Source organism: Salinibacterium sp. SWN139 (genome assembly GCF_015864625.1).
Classification (GTDB): domain Bacteria; phylum Actinomycetota; class Actinomycetes; order Actinomycetales; family Microbacteriaceae; genus Rhodoglobus.
In genome coordinates, this window is record NZ_JADYWV010000003.1 from 85,737 (window position 1) to 100,009 (window position 14,273).

12 protein-coding genes and 1 tRNA gene are annotated in these 14,273 nt (G+C 61.6%); 5 read left to right on the forward strand and 8 right to left on the reverse strand.

Going from position 1 to position 14,273, the window contains the following annotated elements:
- Positions 1 to 5: 5 nt before the first annotated feature.
- Genes I6E74_RS10400 through nadE form a run of 3 tightly spaced genes read right to left on the reverse strand, consistent with a single transcriptional unit; the run spans position 6 to position 3,032 of the window.
- Complete coding sequence (locus I6E74_RS10400) at positions 6 to 1,520, reverse strand: hypothetical protein (RefSeq protein WP_197125459.1); 1,515 nt, start codon at positions 1,518 to 1,520, stop codon at positions 6 to 8.
- The gene (locus tag I6E74_RS10405) at positions 1,520 to 2,197 is read right to left on the reverse strand and encodes an ABC transporter ATP-binding protein (RefSeq protein WP_197125460.1); all 678 of its coding nucleotides are present in this window, start codon (positions 2,195 to 2,197) and stop codon (positions 1,520 to 1,522) included. Before I6E74_RS10405 ends, I6E74_RS10400 begins: the two co-directional genes overlap by 1 nt.
- A 10-nt stretch (positions 2,198 to 2,207) precedes the next feature.
- Positions 2,208 to 3,032, reverse strand: a complete 825-nt coding sequence (nadE, locus tag I6E74_RS10410) for an ammonia-dependent NAD(+) synthetase (RefSeq protein WP_197125463.1) — start codon at positions 3,030 to 3,032, stop codon at positions 2,208 to 2,210.
- 112 nt (positions 3,033 to 3,144) lie between these two features.
- Between nadE and I6E74_RS10415 the strand changes: the two genes are divergently transcribed.
- Together I6E74_RS10415 and I6E74_RS10420 are read left to right on the forward strand one after the other, a co-directional pair.
- On the forward strand, positions 3,145 to 3,411 hold the full coding sequence (locus I6E74_RS10415) for a hypothetical protein (RefSeq protein ID WP_197125465.1): 267 nt from the start codon (positions 3,145 to 3,147) through the stop codon (positions 3,409 to 3,411).
- 15 nt (positions 3,412 to 3,426) lie between these two features.
- Positions 3,427 to 3,762, forward strand: coding sequence for a hypothetical protein (locus tag I6E74_RS10420; RefSeq protein ID WP_197125467.1), 336 nt, complete (start codon positions 3,427 to 3,429; stop codon positions 3,760 to 3,762).
- A gap of 52 nt (positions 3,763 to 3,814) precedes the next feature.
- On the opposite strand, the gene I6E74_RS10425 is transcribed toward I6E74_RS10420, so the two are convergent.
- Entirely contained in the window at positions 3,815 to 4,207 is a 393-nt protein-coding gene (locus I6E74_RS10425; protein ID WP_197125470.1) for a VOC family protein, read from the reverse strand.
- A gap of 104 nt (positions 4,208 to 4,311) precedes the next feature.
- On the opposite strand from I6E74_RS10425, the gene I6E74_RS10430 reads away from it, so the two are divergent.
- The 3 genes from I6E74_RS10430 (at position 4,312) to I6E74_RS10440 (ending at position 8,701) form a co-directional block, all read left to right on the forward strand.
- On the forward strand, positions 4,312 to 4,935 hold the full coding sequence (locus I6E74_RS10430; protein ID WP_197125471.1) for a TetR/AcrR family transcriptional regulator: 624 nt from the start codon (positions 4,312 to 4,314) through the stop codon (positions 4,933 to 4,935).
- Between the two features lie 113 nt (positions 4,936 to 5,048).
- On the forward strand, positions 5,049 to 6,674 hold the full coding sequence (locus I6E74_RS14745) for an LPXTG cell wall anchor domain-containing protein (RefSeq protein WP_197125473.1): 1,626 nt from the start codon (positions 5,049 to 5,051) through the stop codon (positions 6,672 to 6,674).
- Positions 6,675 to 6,796: 122 nt separating this feature from the next.
- Positions 6,797 to 8,701, forward strand: a complete 1,905-nt coding sequence (locus I6E74_RS10440; RefSeq protein WP_197125475.1) for a threonine/serine exporter ThrE family protein — start codon at positions 6,797 to 6,799, stop codon at positions 8,699 to 8,701.
- Between the two features lie 19 nt (positions 8,702 to 8,720).
- Here the strand turns inward: I6E74_RS10440 and I6E74_RS10445 are convergent, their stop codons facing one another.
- From I6E74_RS10445 to I6E74_RS10460, 4 genes are all read right to left on the reverse strand, one after another.
- Complete coding sequence (locus I6E74_RS10445) at positions 8,721 to 9,671, reverse strand: SDR family NAD(P)-dependent oxidoreductase (RefSeq protein WP_197125478.1); 951 nt, start codon at positions 9,669 to 9,671, stop codon at positions 8,721 to 8,723.
- Positions 9,672 to 9,853: 182 nt separating this feature from the next.
- Positions 9,854 to 9,930 (reverse strand) — tRNA-Met (locus tag I6E74_RS10450).
- Positions 9,931 to 10,019: 89 nt separating this feature from the next.
- The gene (locus I6E74_RS10455; RefSeq protein ID WP_197125480.1) at positions 10,020 to 12,899 is read right to left on the reverse strand and encodes a UPF0182 family protein; all 2,880 of its coding nucleotides are present in this window, start codon (positions 12,897 to 12,899) and stop codon (positions 10,020 to 10,022) included.
- 211 nt (positions 12,900 to 13,110) lie between these two features.
- Positions 13,111 to 14,223 carry a S16 family serine protease gene (locus I6E74_RS10460; RefSeq protein ID WP_197125482.1) on the reverse strand — a complete coding sequence of 371 codons (1,113 nt, stop codon included), beginning with the start codon at positions 14,221 to 14,223 and terminating at the stop codon, positions 13,111 to 13,113.
- Between the last annotated feature and the right edge of the window lie 50 nt (positions 14,224 to 14,273).

The following is a 14,273-nucleotide window of genomic DNA, read 5'->3' on the forward strand; positions in this document are numbered from 1 at the left end:
GCACCTTAGCGAGCGTTCGCAAGATTGTGTCTCGCAATCGCAAGCACGATTACCGCTGCCACGGGGATCAGCGTGAGCAGCACCGGAGTACTGAGCCAACTGGTCGTCAAAGCTAGGCTCAGCACGCTCGTCAGCAGCAGTGCATCCGCCTGCCACATCATGACGAGGGCGCCCGATAAGTCGCCCGCTGGAGTCGGAATCGGCGCGAGCAGTTCGAGAGGCATCTGACCCTTGGTGGCATTCATGATGCGAATGATCACGATGAACAGCGCAAACGCCAGGGCCACGATGACGCTCGCCGGTGACGCGCCGACGGCGAGAGCGGTGAGCGCTCCGGCACCCACGAACACGAGCACGCCCACCACCGGCAGCGTTGCGTGCAATGCGATTTCTTTCGCGACGCCAAAGCCATAGAGCGGCAGTGCCACAGCGGTGTCAGCGGCATGGCGAAAGCCGTCGCTCCAGACTCCAAGCGCGAGGAACGCGATGACACCGCCGAGGAGCGCTGGCGCCCAGGCCACCGTTGCGGGAACAGCGCTGATGCTGGCGAGCAAAAATCCTGCAACGGTCAGCGACAACGCTGCCAGGAGCGCGCGTTCCGGAGTGCGCAGAGAGCCGACGATGTCGCGAACGAACATCAGAATGGGCGTTGGTACGACTTGCACCGCTCGCCATTGGCGCCCCACCGTAGGCAACGCGCGAAACTGCTCAAACGCTCCTGCTAAGTCAGCGGATGCAGTGAACGTAGCGGCACTCGTCCAGCGCTGCGCTTGAGCGTTCAGCTCGGAACCACGGATGCCGTCCAAGAGTTTTGGCACCACCAATGAAGCCGCCAAAACCGCGATCGCAAGCCCGGCGAGCGCCAGCCACGGCGCAAGCCCGGAACTCGGGTAGAGCAGCGCGACCCAGCCCCACGGTGTCAGGAGCAACCCGCCCGGGATCACGGCACCGGTGAGCGAGACTGCTGCAAGCGCGGCAGCAATCCGCTGTGACGAGCGCGGCGGCAGACTCTGCCCGCCCAGCCACGCGATCCCGGCCAGAATGCCCACGAGCACCGTCGCCGCCACAAACACGACTACAGACAGCGCTGACGCCGCTCCCGCCACCGCGAGCGCAGCGGAAAGAACAAGGGCAAGCGCAACGAGAACCCCCACGAGTTGAGTTGTCGAGACAAGAAACGGTCGAAGCAGCGTCTGGCGACGAGGCAGATGATTGCTCGCGACGACGGCACTCCGAAACGGATCCACGAGTGCTGGGCCGCGAATGCGCCCGAGCACGACGAGTGCAGCAATCAGCAGCCCCGTCACGGCCGAAAGAACGGCGGGTGCGGCTGTGCTCACCACAAAAGCCACGATCTCGGGCGACGCGAGGCCGAGAATCGCCATCCGGATCACGGGCACACCAACGATCAGCAGCACCATCAGCGCCACGTAAATCGTGTATCTAAGGTCGCTCTCGCTCTGGGCTCGCTGGTCACGACGCAGTTGTCTCAAGCGCCGAAGCGTGGGATCGGATGCCACTATGAGCGCTTCAGAGCCACAGTGCGGTCGCTCACCGCAGCGATCAATTTCGCATTGTGCGAGGCGAACAGTAGCGTCGTGCCGTTAGCCACGAGCCCCCTCAGGATGCTGGCTACTTGGGCTCGGCGTTCTTTGTCGAGTCGCTGTTCCGGCTCATCGAGCAGGAGCACGTCGAAGGGTCGTGCCACTGCGAGCACTAAGGAGAACATTTGTGTTTGGCCCGACGACAGTTCGTGGGCGAAGCGCGTTCGCAGGTGGGTCAGGCCGAAGTCATCGAGCAACGCAGAAGCCCGCTCGCGAGCGCCAGGAACCTCGGCACCCCACGAGACGCCGACCATTGTCAGTTGCTCATCGAGCGTGAGATCGCGGGCGAACGAAGTGTGGCCGATATGACCCGCCACCATTCGTCGAAAAGCCGGGTTTCGCTCATCCACTGGCAGCCCACCAACGTGCGCACTGCCCGCAGTCGGCGGCACCAGACCAGCGAGCACCCGCAGCAGCGTTGTCTTGCCCGCACCGTTCGCGCCGGTTATTGCGACCGCGGTTCCGGCGGGGATATCGAACGAGACAGGTTCGAGCAGAGCGGCACCGTCGATGCTGACAGCGAGGGAATCCACTCGAACCCCAGATGGCCGCTCGACTTCGAGCGCCGCATCCGTGTCGTGAGAATTCCCCATGAAACCTATTCTAGGCAGTCCACCACTCGTCGTACATAGAGACGGGAACGGTGCGCTTGTGACGAGTATTGAGGTACTTCTGCTCGATATCGGCAGCAGCCTCGGCGGGCACGTCGAGCCCCTCCAAGTAGTCGTCGATGTGCTCGTAGGTGACACCGAGGTTGGCTTCGTCCGCTTGGCCTGGTGTGTGGTCGAGCAGGTCTGCGGTCGGCACCTTTTCGTACAGACGCTCGGGAGCATCGAGGTGCTTGAGCAGTTGCTTACCTTGGCGCTTCGTCAGGCCCGTGAGTGGCAGCACGTCGGCACCACCGTCGCCGAATTTGGTAAAGAAGCCTGTGACGGCTTCGGCCGCATGGTCGGTTCCGACCACGAGGTAGCCAAGTTGCCCGGCGATGGCGTACTGCGCCACCATGCGCTCGCGTGCCTTCACGTTGCCCTTGTTGAAGTCAGTGATCGGCTCGCCCACGGCGTCCGCGAACTCGGTGGCAATACCGTCAACGGCCCGCTGGATGTTGAAGGTCACTTCGCGGTCGGCCTCAATAAAGTCGAGCGCCAATTGCGCATCGTCTTCGTCGTGCTGCACCCCGTGCGGCAGCCGGACGGCCACAAACTGCGCCTCGATGCCATCGGCGCGCAATTCAGTAACCGCGAGCTGGCAGACGCGCCCCGCGAGCGAGGAGTCTTGCCCACCGCTAATCCCCAATACGAGCCCCTTGGCGTGTGATGCCTTCAGGTACTCCTTGAGAAATTCGATGCGCCGACGAATCTGGCCAGCGGGATCAATCGTGGGCTGGGTGTTTAAGTCAGCAATGATGCGCGCCTGCAACGAAGTCATGCTTTAAACCTAACCCCGGCATCCGTCATTAGGATTGTTCACTTATCCCTCGCCGCAGACTCTCGGCGGGTTACCCTGAAACTGTTACGCCCACGAAACACAGGAGCCACGGATGATCGATCAACTACTTCGCCCCAAGATCGCGTTCTGGACCGGGCTCGGCCTACTCATCGTGGGATTCGTTCTGGGCAACTTTGTGATTCCGAACCTTTATTGGGCAGCGCAATCGATCGGTTTTCCGCTTGCCTCACAGTTCGCGAGCGGCCTTGCCAGTGGGGTCGAATTTCTCACTCAGATCGCCCGCCTCGTTGGGCCCGTGTTGATCGTCGGCGCACTCGTCATGCTGAAGATTGAGCGCACGTCCACGCCCAACCGCTAAGAAGGGCACCCACACATGCCGACATCCGACTCCCATTTCGATGAACTCGCCAACGAACTTGAGGGTTCGGGCGCCTCCGCTGGCTCCATGTTTGGCAAACGTTCCCTCATGATTCAGGGAAAAGGCTTCGCGTGCCTTAAGGATGATTTTCTGGCATTTCGTCTCGGCGCTGGCAGCGACGCTCACACTGCCGCTCTCGTTCTAGACGGTTCCGAGCTATTCGATCCCTCAGGCAAAGGCCGCCCGTTCAAAGATTGGGTCGCGGTGCCTTCTGCTCACGCCGAGCAGTGGTCGGAGCTCGCCGAGGCCGCGCTGCTGCACATCACCTCTGGCGCGTTCAACACGAAGTAGCAGCTTCAGCCTGCGTACAGAATGAACAGCGTGATCCTTGGGCGAGCAATAGCTAGCTGAGCTCCTGCGCGATCTCCCACGGCAGCCCCGACGGATCGAGAAACACCGCAGTGCGGCGACCCCACGGCCGATCGACGGGCCCGTTGACGAGCTCGACGCCATGCTCGCGCACGGCAGCACACGCGGCATCCACATCGGGGACATTCACTGTCAGCATCACGGATGCCGCTGCTCCCGCTTCTGCGATCGGCTCGGGCGCTATCAACGCTGGGGCTTCGCTTCGCGCTAAGACGTTGATCACAATGGCACCGATTCGCAGTGCGACCGACACCTCGTCTTCAAACAGGATGGGCGCTGCAAAGACTCTCGTGTAAAACTCTCGGGATGCCGGAACATTATCCGAGAACACGGTGATGGCTTCTACGTTGTCTAAGGAACTGGTCATCGGTCTTTCCCTCCGTTTTTCACCAACGAAGCGTCCTGAACGGCACCCGATTGTTTTGATACCGGTGGGTTCTAAATATCCACGGATGGACGTAGAGTGGGTGAATGAGCACCACGTTAACACCCACCGCTGGCCGCCCGCGAGCCTTCGACGAAGAAGCTGTGCTCAATCAACTCACTGCGCTGTTCTGGCAGCAGGGCTACGGTCACACCTCCATGAGCGACATCGTTGAAGCCAGCGGCGTACACAAACCCAGCCTGTACCGCACCTTCGGCAGCAAAGAGGAACTCTTCGCCACCGTGCTGCGGCGCTACCTCGGCGAGCGGATGACGATGCTCACCCGACTGCGGGCCGAATCTGGGCCCGGCGTTGACGGCATCCATACCTTCTTCGACAAGTTCGAAGAATTCGCAGGAACCAACGAAGGCAGCCTCGGATGCCTCATGGTGATGAGCGCGAATGAACTGCGAGGCAGCACCCCGGGCTACGAAGACTTCTCTGTCGACTACGGTCGCGAGCTTCGCCTGCAGATGAGCGCTTTGGCCGCCCACGCTCTCCCTGCAGACACCGAGAACGATTCCCTCACCGCGCAGCGGGCCGAGATCCTGTCGCTGATGTTCCTGGGGCTCCAAGTCACCATCCGCTCGCAGGCTGGCGCCGAGCACATCCGCTCAGCGTTTGCCGCTATCCATGGGCTGATCGACACCTGGCGTTACGCCGCCCACTAAAGCTGCCAGATTCCCACGCCACCCCAACTGGGTAATGAACCGCGCGACCCTTGTCCCGTAGGGTGGTGGTGTGTTGGTCGCACCCGAAGCGACTTCACGCTAAAGGATTCACTGTGAAGTACCCGATTAAGACTGCTTTCGTCGCCGCCCTCGCGACCTCTCTCGTCGCGCTCGTGGCGACTCCGGCATCCGCTGCGACGTATTCGCACGTCTCGGCAGAAGCATCGGGAAACAACATCGCCGGTCGTGCCGCCGCCACCACCCTTCGCGACGCGTGGGGCACCGCCGTTACCGCGCGTGGCGGCACAGTCCCCGCTCCCCTCGTCATTAACGGCACCCAGAACGATCCACTCTCCGGCGTGATTGCAACTACACCGGGCGGCACCACCGTGTCCGTTGAACGCACCATGTACACCCCCGGCGCCACGACCACCCTTGTCGGCGTGAGCCCTAACCCCGGAATCGCCCAGTGCACCGGCAGCGGCAACACCCTTCAAAGCAGCTCACCTCGGCCCTCGCTCCTCGATGGCAACAGCGGCTGCACCAACGGCGCCGGCTTCAGCTACGGAGCATCAGGCGGCAATTCCCAAGAAGCCAACACCCGTGACGCGTTTGAGTTCACGTTTTCGGCTGACGTACTTGCATTTGGCGGCTGGTTTGGCGATCTCGAAACACGCACCGATGGGTTGGGCGTCCCCGCCCTCGTGCGCCTCTACGACACCGACGATCTGCTGATCTCAGAAGAAGAAATTGTGCCGAGCGGCGACCAAAGTCTGTGCGGCACAGATCCCGACGGCTGCGGCAACCGCAGCACGCGCTGGATCGGTTTTACCGCCGATCTCGCCACCCCCGTCTCACGCATGGTGGTCATCGTGGGCGACGAACACGACACAGGAACTGCCGTCACGGAGGGAATGAGCTTCATCGGCCCGTCCGTTGTCGACGGCACGGCAAACCTCACGATCGCGAAGACCGCGACAGCATTGCCCGCCACGGCGAGTCAGGTCGGCGACCTCATCGACTACAGCTTTCTCCTCACCAACACCGGCACACTCGCGCTCAGCAACGTCACCGTGAACGACGCCGGAGCGCAGAACCTCTCGTGCCCCGCAAACACCCTCGCCGCAGGCGCCACCATGACCTGCACCGCCGAGCATGCTGTGACGCAAGACGATATCGACGCTGGCAGCTACACCAACTCCGCCACCGCCTCCGGAGAGACGTGGGGCGAAACCGTCACCTCAGTGGCCGCCACCGCAAGCACCGCCATCAGCCAAGCCTCTGCGCTCGACGTCGCCCAGAGCACCGACGCCACCACCTACACCGCCGTGGGCGACACCGTGACTTTCACCGTTTCGGCACACAACACGGGAAACACCACTCTCGACAACGTTGTTGTCACCAGCACCCTGCCGACGCTGGCGTTCGACTGCTCGGCAATGCCCACAAACCTCGCCCCCGGTGCTACCGGAACCTGCACCGCGATCTTGGTTGTCACGGATGTCGGAGCCGACTTCTCGAGCATCGCCACGGTCGCCTCCGACCAACTCACGCTCGCCTCCGACGCCACCACCGTTCGTTTCGCCGGCGCACTGCTGCCCGCGACCGGCTCGGATGCGACAAACGCGGCTCTAGCTGCCACCTTCCTGCTCCTTGCCGGATCGGCTTTGCTCACGGCCCGTCGCAGCTCAGCGCTGCGACCTCACCAACGCCAGCGCGCACCGCAACCTCGTCACTAAGCTGCCTTTCTCGCTCACGCGAGCAGGAGACCAGGCGACAAGCGCAACCACATTCGCTGTTACCGACGATTCCGCGTACGTTTCATACACACCGGTTTGTCTACCACGGAGGACACTGGAGCATGAGAATCGCGCAGCGCCGACTAAGTCTTCGAGTGCTGATCGTCGCTGCCTGCTCGGCCGGCGCGCTCCTGTTGGCTGTCTCGGCAGCGGTGGGGCCGAACTCCCCCGTGTACGCCGCCACGACGGCAGCGCCCGCACCCAGCACCTCTAGCGAGTTGTCCCGCGGCAGTGCACTGGCCGCTGTCGACGAAGACCCGGCAGCGATCGGCCCGAGCGCTCCGGAAACTTTCGCAGCGACGACCGCTCCTAGCCCCACACCGACGGTCGCCCCGACTCCCAACTCAACGTCGACTCCCAACTCAACGTCGACACCCACCCCAACGTCGACTCCAACTCCGGTTCCCTCCGAGACCATCGCGCCGACGCCGAGCGCCACCCCGACTCCGGTCGAGACTCCGGCAGACGAGGTCGAAGTCGTGCCGCTGCCGGCGACTCCCCCCAGTGTTGCGACATCCACGGTTTCGCTCACGTCATTACTCATCGCTGTTGCCGTCTTGGTCGCGAGCCTGATTGTGCTCTGGCTCGCACTGAGACGGCGCTCACTCACCGCGCACACCGCTGCCCCTGCGGCGCCACTACGCGATAGTGCGACCTCGGCTGGGGTTGTGCTCAATTCCATGGCGGATGTCGGCGAAGCGATGATCGATAGCGGCTACCCGGTCAGCATGGTTCGCTCTGCCGTTCAGGATGTCGCCACGGCAAATGGGTACCCTTCTGCCGAAGTAATTGTGTTTCCGACGGCAATTCTGGTGTCGCTGGATGCCGACGGTTCCGCGCAAACGAGAGCAGTGTCGGCGGGCCGTCGGTCATATCTGCTTTACGCCATTGATGTGATTGACCGCGTCGTCAAGGTGGGACGAGTTCGTGCTGGCTCGAGTGCGTGGGTCACGCGTCAGCTCGCAAAAGTGCGCGCGCTTTCTGCGCCTTTTTCAACCGTTCAACGAGTGTTTGCGTATGCACTCACGTCGGCCGCGATCGCGGTGCTTCTGGGCTCATCATGGCTCGGAGTGCTGTTAGCTGCCGCGCTTGGCCTTGGTGTCGGAACGCTGCTGTTGCTCGGCGAACGTCTGCCTTCCGGATACACCGCACTGGTGATTGTGGGAGCCGCTCTCGGCTCCTCACTGATTGTGTTGCTCGTGACCCGGATATCTGCTGACTCCGGTGTACTGCCCTCGCTCGTAGCACCGCTGGTGATCTTGTTGCCAGGTGGACTGCTCACCACTGCCGTGATCGAACTCTCGACCGGCCACATCATGTCTGGTTCTGCCCGTGCCGCTGCTGGCGCCATGCGACTGCTGCTGCTCGCGGTCGGCATCGTCTCCGCCGGCGCCCTTGTGGGAATTCCCACCATCAACCTCGATGTGTCGAGCGAACCCCTCGGCCCCATCGCGCCGTGGATCGCGGTCGCGGTATTTGGAATCGGAATATCCGTCTATCAGTGCGCACGGCCGGCATCCATTCCGTGGATCATGCTCGTGCTCTACGTTGCCTATGGCGCCCAAGTGATCGGTGATGTGTTGTTCGGCGGCGTGCTGTCGGCTCTCGTCGGTGCCATCGCGATGACTCCCGTCGCGGTGCTCGTCGCGCGACACCGCAGCGGCCCTCCCGCGATCGTCAGCTTCCTCCCTGCGTTCTGGCTGCTCGTACCGGGAGCACTGGGGCTCGTGGGCGTCACCGAGGTCTTAGGGGGCAACACAGGAGCATTCAGCAGCCTCATCACCACGGTCGGCTCGATGATCGCGATCGCCCTGGGAGTTCTCATCGGGCTCGCCGCCTCAAGTTCCCTGCGCGACCAACGGATTCCCCAACTCTTCGACTTCCTTGAGCCGGCCCCTGCGACTGAGCCGATAGCTGTGCCCACCTCTGGCGCTCAGGAGGAAGCTGGATCCTCCGCCGAAAAGTAGCGGGCGACTCGGAACGCTTCTATTCGGCTGCCAGTCTTTCCAATACGTTCCAGAGGGCGCGCTGCCCGGCCGGGTTCGTGAAATGGCCCTGGGTCGCCGCGGTGAGCTGTCCCGTCATTTTCTTCGGCGGTGACGCGAAGAAGGTGCCGGTCACGTCATCCGACATCTCGACCGCACTGAGATACCGAGCAGCGGCCGCCGGAACGCTGTGCGAGACGCCGGGAATGAGTTTCATGAGCGGCAATAGAACCCTGCGCATGATCGCGGGCATCGCCCGTGATGCTTGCGTATCCGGAGTGTTGCCGGGCGACACCGCGTTCACCGTCATCCCTGCGGGAAGTTGGGTGGCGAGCTCTTTCGCCCACCACACCGCAAAGGTCTTCGCCGTCGCATACTGACTGTTGTTGCTGTATTTCACGGGCGGCTCCGCGCGAAGAATCGCCTCAATGGCACGCTCCAGATCACCGTCGAAGGATGCCGCAGCCAGTTCAGCCACGTCAACAATAGTGAACGAGGGAACGTCTCCGCGCGCGGCTTCCGACCCGGCGATGATGATGTGAGCGTGGGCGCTCAACAGCCCACCCCGGAGCAGGTGCTGGGTAAACGCGTGGTGCCCAGTCAGCGTCGCCGCCATGATTTGCTCGATACCAGCCGAGGTGCGGCGCAACTGAGTGGTGGAGGCAACCCCCGCGTTGAGAATGAGGGCGTCGATAGCAGTGCCGTCGGCGATGAGGGCGTCAGCAACCCGGGAAATGGATCCGAAGTCGTCGAGGTCGAGAGTCACCGGCACGAACTGCGCGCCGGGAACTCGTGCGCTGAGCGAAGCCCCAGCCTCTGCGGCTTTCTCGGCAGTGCGCGCCGTGATGATAATGCCGCCGTAGCCTGCCTCGGCAAGCTGCGCTGCGGCTTCCCAACCCACCCCGGAACTTGCGCCCGTGACGAGAGCGGTCATGGTGGCGTGAGAATTCATGGGGAGTCTCTTTCTGCAGGAACACGGCTCAGGAGCTTCGCGGGGTTAACTACCGGCGTCCGGTGCCGCTAAGAATCTCACACCCGCGGGCGGATCACGCATCCAAAGGCACTGCATGAGCCCGTTAACGCAAGCCCGTTAACGCAAAAATCCCGGTCTCAATGAGACCGGGATTCTTTACGTGGTTGCGGGGACAGGATTTGAACCTGCGACCTCTGGGTTATGAGCCCAGCGAGCTACCGAACTGCTCCACCCCGCGGCGTATATAAAGCGTAACACAGGGTGAACGGCACAGAAACCGAACTCAGCGGGCTCACAGTGTGCTGCGGCCCGCTGAGTCAGATTTCACTATTCGGTGGCGGCGATTGCCCGCTCAATTGCGTCGACCATGCGCTGGTCAGCTTCCGCAGCAGCGACGAGGTCGTTGTCTGCATAGGCCGCGTTACGGTCGGCAAGCGCTGACTTGTAGTCGGCGAGTGCACTGTCGAGTGCCGAATTGTCACCGGGAGTGACAACCGGTGCATCCGGGTCTACTGGCGCATCCGGGTCAACGGGAACATCCGGCGTTACCGGAACTTCTCCGTCTCCGGCTTCGGCGCCAGAGTCTCCGCCAAACAGCGTGTCGAGTGCTTCGTCGAGAGTGTCCTCGAAGGCAATCTCGTCACCGAACGACACCAGCACCTTGCGCAGCAGCGGGTACTGGGTTCCGCTGGTCGACTGAACGTAGACCGGCTGAACGTACAGCAGCCCGCCACCGACGGGGAGCGTCAGCAAGTTACCGAGTTTCACCTCGGTGTCGCCCTGCTGGAGAAGTGCCAGCTGGTTGGCCACGATCGTGTCGGTATTGAAGCTGTTCTGCACCTGTCCGGGACCAGGAATAGTGTCCTGCTTCGGCAGCGTCAGCAACGTGAGCTTGCCATAATCAGGTCCCGCATCCGAGTTCGCCGTCAAATAACCGGTAAGAACACTTCGACTGGCGTCCGCTGTTCCCTTAGGAATGAAGGTCGAGTACAGAGTGAACGCGGGGTCTTCTGTTCCCGGAACCTGCATCGTGAGGTAATACGGGGGCTGAAGCGATCCGGTTCCCGAAACCGGATCCTCCGGGGTAACCCACTGGTCATCACTTGAGTAGAACGAGCCAGCATCAGTAACGTGGTACGACCCAAGAATCTCGCGCTGCACCTTGAACAGGTCAGCGGGGTAGCGCACGTGATCCAGCAGCTCAACGCTCATGTCGCTTTGCGGCAACAACGTGTTTGGGAAGATCTTGTCCCACGTTTGCAGAACAGGGTCTTCGTCATCCCACGCGTAGAGCGTCACCGAACCGTCGTAAGCATCAACGGTCGCCTTGACCGAGTTGCGGATGTAGTTGATGTCGTCGAGCGCAAACTGCGGCGCCGGCGTGTAGCTGTCAGCAATCGCGCTGGAGAGCTGCTCGACCTGCGAGTAAGGGTAGTTAGCGCCCGTGGTGTATCCATCGACGATCCACACAATCCGGTCGTCCACAATGGCCGGGTACACGTCACTGTCGAGGGTGAGGTACGGAGCAACCTTCGCTACGCGCTCGAGAGGCTCGCGATCGTAAAGAATTTGCGACTCGTCAGTTACGTCTGAGGAGAGGAAGATCTGCTCGGATTGGAACTTCACTGCGTAGACAAGCTTCTTGAAGATGTTGTCAAGCACAGGCCCGCCGTCACCCTCAAAAGTCGTCGTGGCGTTCTGCTCGCTGTCTTCTCCACCCGACGGGTAGTCGAGCTCAATGTCAGCGGAGCCTTCCGGGGCACCAACGATCGAGTATTCCGGAGAGTCCTCACCGAAGTAAACGCGAGGCTCGTAGTCGCCGAGATCTCCAGAGCTTGGGATGCCCGACTCGAGGAACACTGGCTGACCGTCGGCAGCACGCTGGTTACCGAAAGCGGCAACGACGCCATAGCCGTGGGTGTAGACGACAGCATTGTTGTACCAGGACTGCGCTTCGCCAAGACCGGACTGGTTGAGTTCACGAACGGCAATCACCGTGTCTTGAATCTCACCGTCGATCTCGTAGCGGTCGACATCAAGGTAACTACTGAACTGGTAGTACTGCTTGAACTGTTCGAGCTGGGAAAAGGCCGCCGGGGCGATGGCGGGGTCGAGGATGCGGATGTTCGCGGTCGTCGTGGCGTCGGCGCGCAACGCACCCGACTCAGCGTCGGTCGTTGCGCTGTAGGGAATCTCTTCGACATCGGCGACGCCATAGGCATCACGGGTCGCTTCGATACTTCGATCGATGTATTCCGCTTCGTAGGTACGCGCGTTGGGGTCAACCTGGAAGCGCTGAACGATCCACGGGTAGAGGTTTCCGACAACCAGGCCGCTGATGAGCAGCAGTGCGGTGCCGATCATCGGCAAACGCCAGCGACCGATAATTGCCGTCACGATAAAGAGGATGGCAACGATGGCAGCAATGCCGGCCAGAATGGCGCGGCCAGGAATCGTAGCGTTGGCTTCGGTGTAGCTCGCACCGGTCTGCAGGAAGCCCTGGCTGGACTCGTTCAGCGTCGTGTACTGGTCAAGCCAGATGCTCAGAGCCTGCAGAGCGAAGAAGAGCCCCGCAGTGATCGCGAGCTGAATACGTGCGGAACGCGAAATACGAACTTCGCGGCCGTGGACGCTCAGAGCGCCGTAGAGGTAGCTCGTGGCGAGCGCACCGAGGAACGAGATGATCAGTACTGCCGAAGCAAAGCCGACCACAGCCTGGTACATCGGCAGCTCATAGAAGTAGAACGAGATGTCCAAGCCGAACTGGGGGTCGGTCGTGCCGAACGAGCTGCGGTTCAACCACTGCAGAGCAACGGGCCAGGCGCTTGCCGACGAAACACCACCGAACACGCCGAGCAGAACCGGGATGCCGACCATAGCGAGCTTGCGTAGCGGTTCGACTACCTGCTGGTAGCCCTCAAGCTGTGCGTTGAGCTTGGCGTAGATCGGGCGTGCACGGAAAGCGATCAGCAGGCTGACGCCGACCGGAACCGCCATCGCGACGAAGCCGATCATGAACATCACGGCTGTAGCAATCCACTGGGTAGTGAGAACCTCCAAATACCCGGTCTGGCTATACCAGAGCACATCGGCGTAGAGGTTCGAGAACAAGAAGAAGGCGATAACAATGACGGCGAGAATTATCGCCGTAATCGTAAACGCAGACCTCGTCTTGCTCGTCGGGGCTGATTGGGTTTGGCTCGACACAGTACTTTGCTCCTGAAATTGGGGGCTTAGAGCTATCTTAAAGGTCTTTCATGGGCGCGCGGTTGGTGATCGCTCTCAGCGTTACACAAGCTCCACGCAATGTTCTTCACAGGGAGGTGCGCTTGGTAGGCGCACGGAAAGGTTCATCGCAGAAATTGAGGGGTGAAGCGGCATCCATTGGGCGCCTAGTTGGCGCTCAACGGGCACTCATTTAGCTGGCGTTGCAGGTGGGAAGTCCGGCGCCGCTCAAACCTCCGCGGATGCTGGCCAGCGCTACGAGCGCATCGTTCAAATCGTCGACGGCATAGACCGTGAGGCCCTTGGGAGTGTTCTCTGCAACCTCATCACAGTTCTCCACGGGAGCGAGGAAGAAGTCAGCACCAGCTGCCTGCGCGCCATACATCTTCTGCTGGATGCCGCCGATCGGCCCGACATCGCCGGTGGCGGTGATCGTTCCCGTGCCCGCAACTTCGGTGCCGCCGTTGATTGCACCGGGCGTGAGCTTGTCGATGATTCCGAGGGCAAACATCATTCCGGCGCTCGGACCACCAACGTTCTCCAGCTGGATCTTGACGTCGACCGGGAAATTATAGGCACTACCGACCACAACGCCGATGATCGGGATAGCGTCGTCGCCTTCGCTCATTGTGGGAGTGATCTCGACGGTCAATTCTTCGTCTTCGCGCTCGAAGACAACCTCGGCAGGAGTTGTGGTTCCGTTTGCTGCGATTTCGTCGCGCAGTCCAGCTACGTCGGCAAAAGTCTCACCGTTCACGCTCCGGATGATGTCGCCCGCTTCGAGCACGCCTTCTGACGGCCCACCGGCGGAGGTTTCAGCAACGGTCAGCGTGGCATCGAATTCGTAACCCAGATCAGAGAGCGCTGCGGCAATCGCTTCCTGCTGCGACGTCTCCATCTGGATTGCACCCGCCTCGGTGGATTCCTCGACCGTCACGCCAACGGGATAAACAGCTTCGACAGGAACGATTGCTTTACTGCGATCGAAATATGCGGCGCCGACCTCAAACCAGCTGAGCGGTGAATCGGGGTTTCCCAATACGTTAACCGTCAGCATGTCGAGCGCACCCTCGGTGGGGTAGGTCGTCTCGACCGGAATCTGAATGAGCGGCACGAGTGCGCCCTCAATCTCCACGTCACCCAAAGTGTCGTACACCGGGCCAGGTTGCTCGATGATGTACGGCGAAGGGACGAGTGTTGCCAGCAGGGTTCCTACAAGCGCGACGCTCAGAACCAACCATCCGAGCCAGCCACTGCGGGCGCGGCTCGATGAAGGTTCGGGTCGATTATCAGTAAACAGGGCCACCTAAGTCCTTACGGGGTGGGAGCGGTGTTCGCCACAGGCGCACGGTAAGA

Coding starts and splice junctions, on each gene's coding strand:
- I6E74_RS10415 (WP_197125465.1), top strand. CDS start 3,145: ATGATCGATCAACTACTTCGCCCCAAGATCGCGTTCTGGACCGGGCTC.
- I6E74_RS10430 (WP_197125471.1), top strand. CDS start 4,312: ATGAGCACCACGTTAACACCCACCGCTGGCCGCCCGCGAGCCTTCGAC.
- I6E74_RS10445 (WP_197125478.1), bottom strand. CDS start 9,671: ATGAATTCTCACGCCACCATGACCGCTCTCGTCACGGGCGCAAGTTCC.
- I6E74_RS10425 (WP_197125470.1), bottom strand. CDS start 4,207: ATGACCAGTTCCTTAGACAACGTAGAAGCCATCACCGTGTTCTCGGAT.
- I6E74_RS10440 (WP_197125475.1), top strand. CDS start 6,797: ATGAGAATCGCGCAGCGCCGACTAAGTCTTCGAGTGCTGATCGTCGCT.
- I6E74_RS10405 (WP_197125460.1), bottom strand. CDS start 2,197: ATGGGGAATTCTCACGACACGGATGCGGCGCTCGAAGTCGAGCGGCCA.
- I6E74_RS10420 (WP_197125467.1), top strand. CDS start 3,427: ATGCCGACATCCGACTCCCATTTCGATGAACTCGCCAACGAACTTGAG.
- nadE (WP_197125463.1), bottom strand. CDS start 3,032: ATGACTTCGTTGCAGGCGCGCATCATTGCTGACTTAAACACCCAGCCC.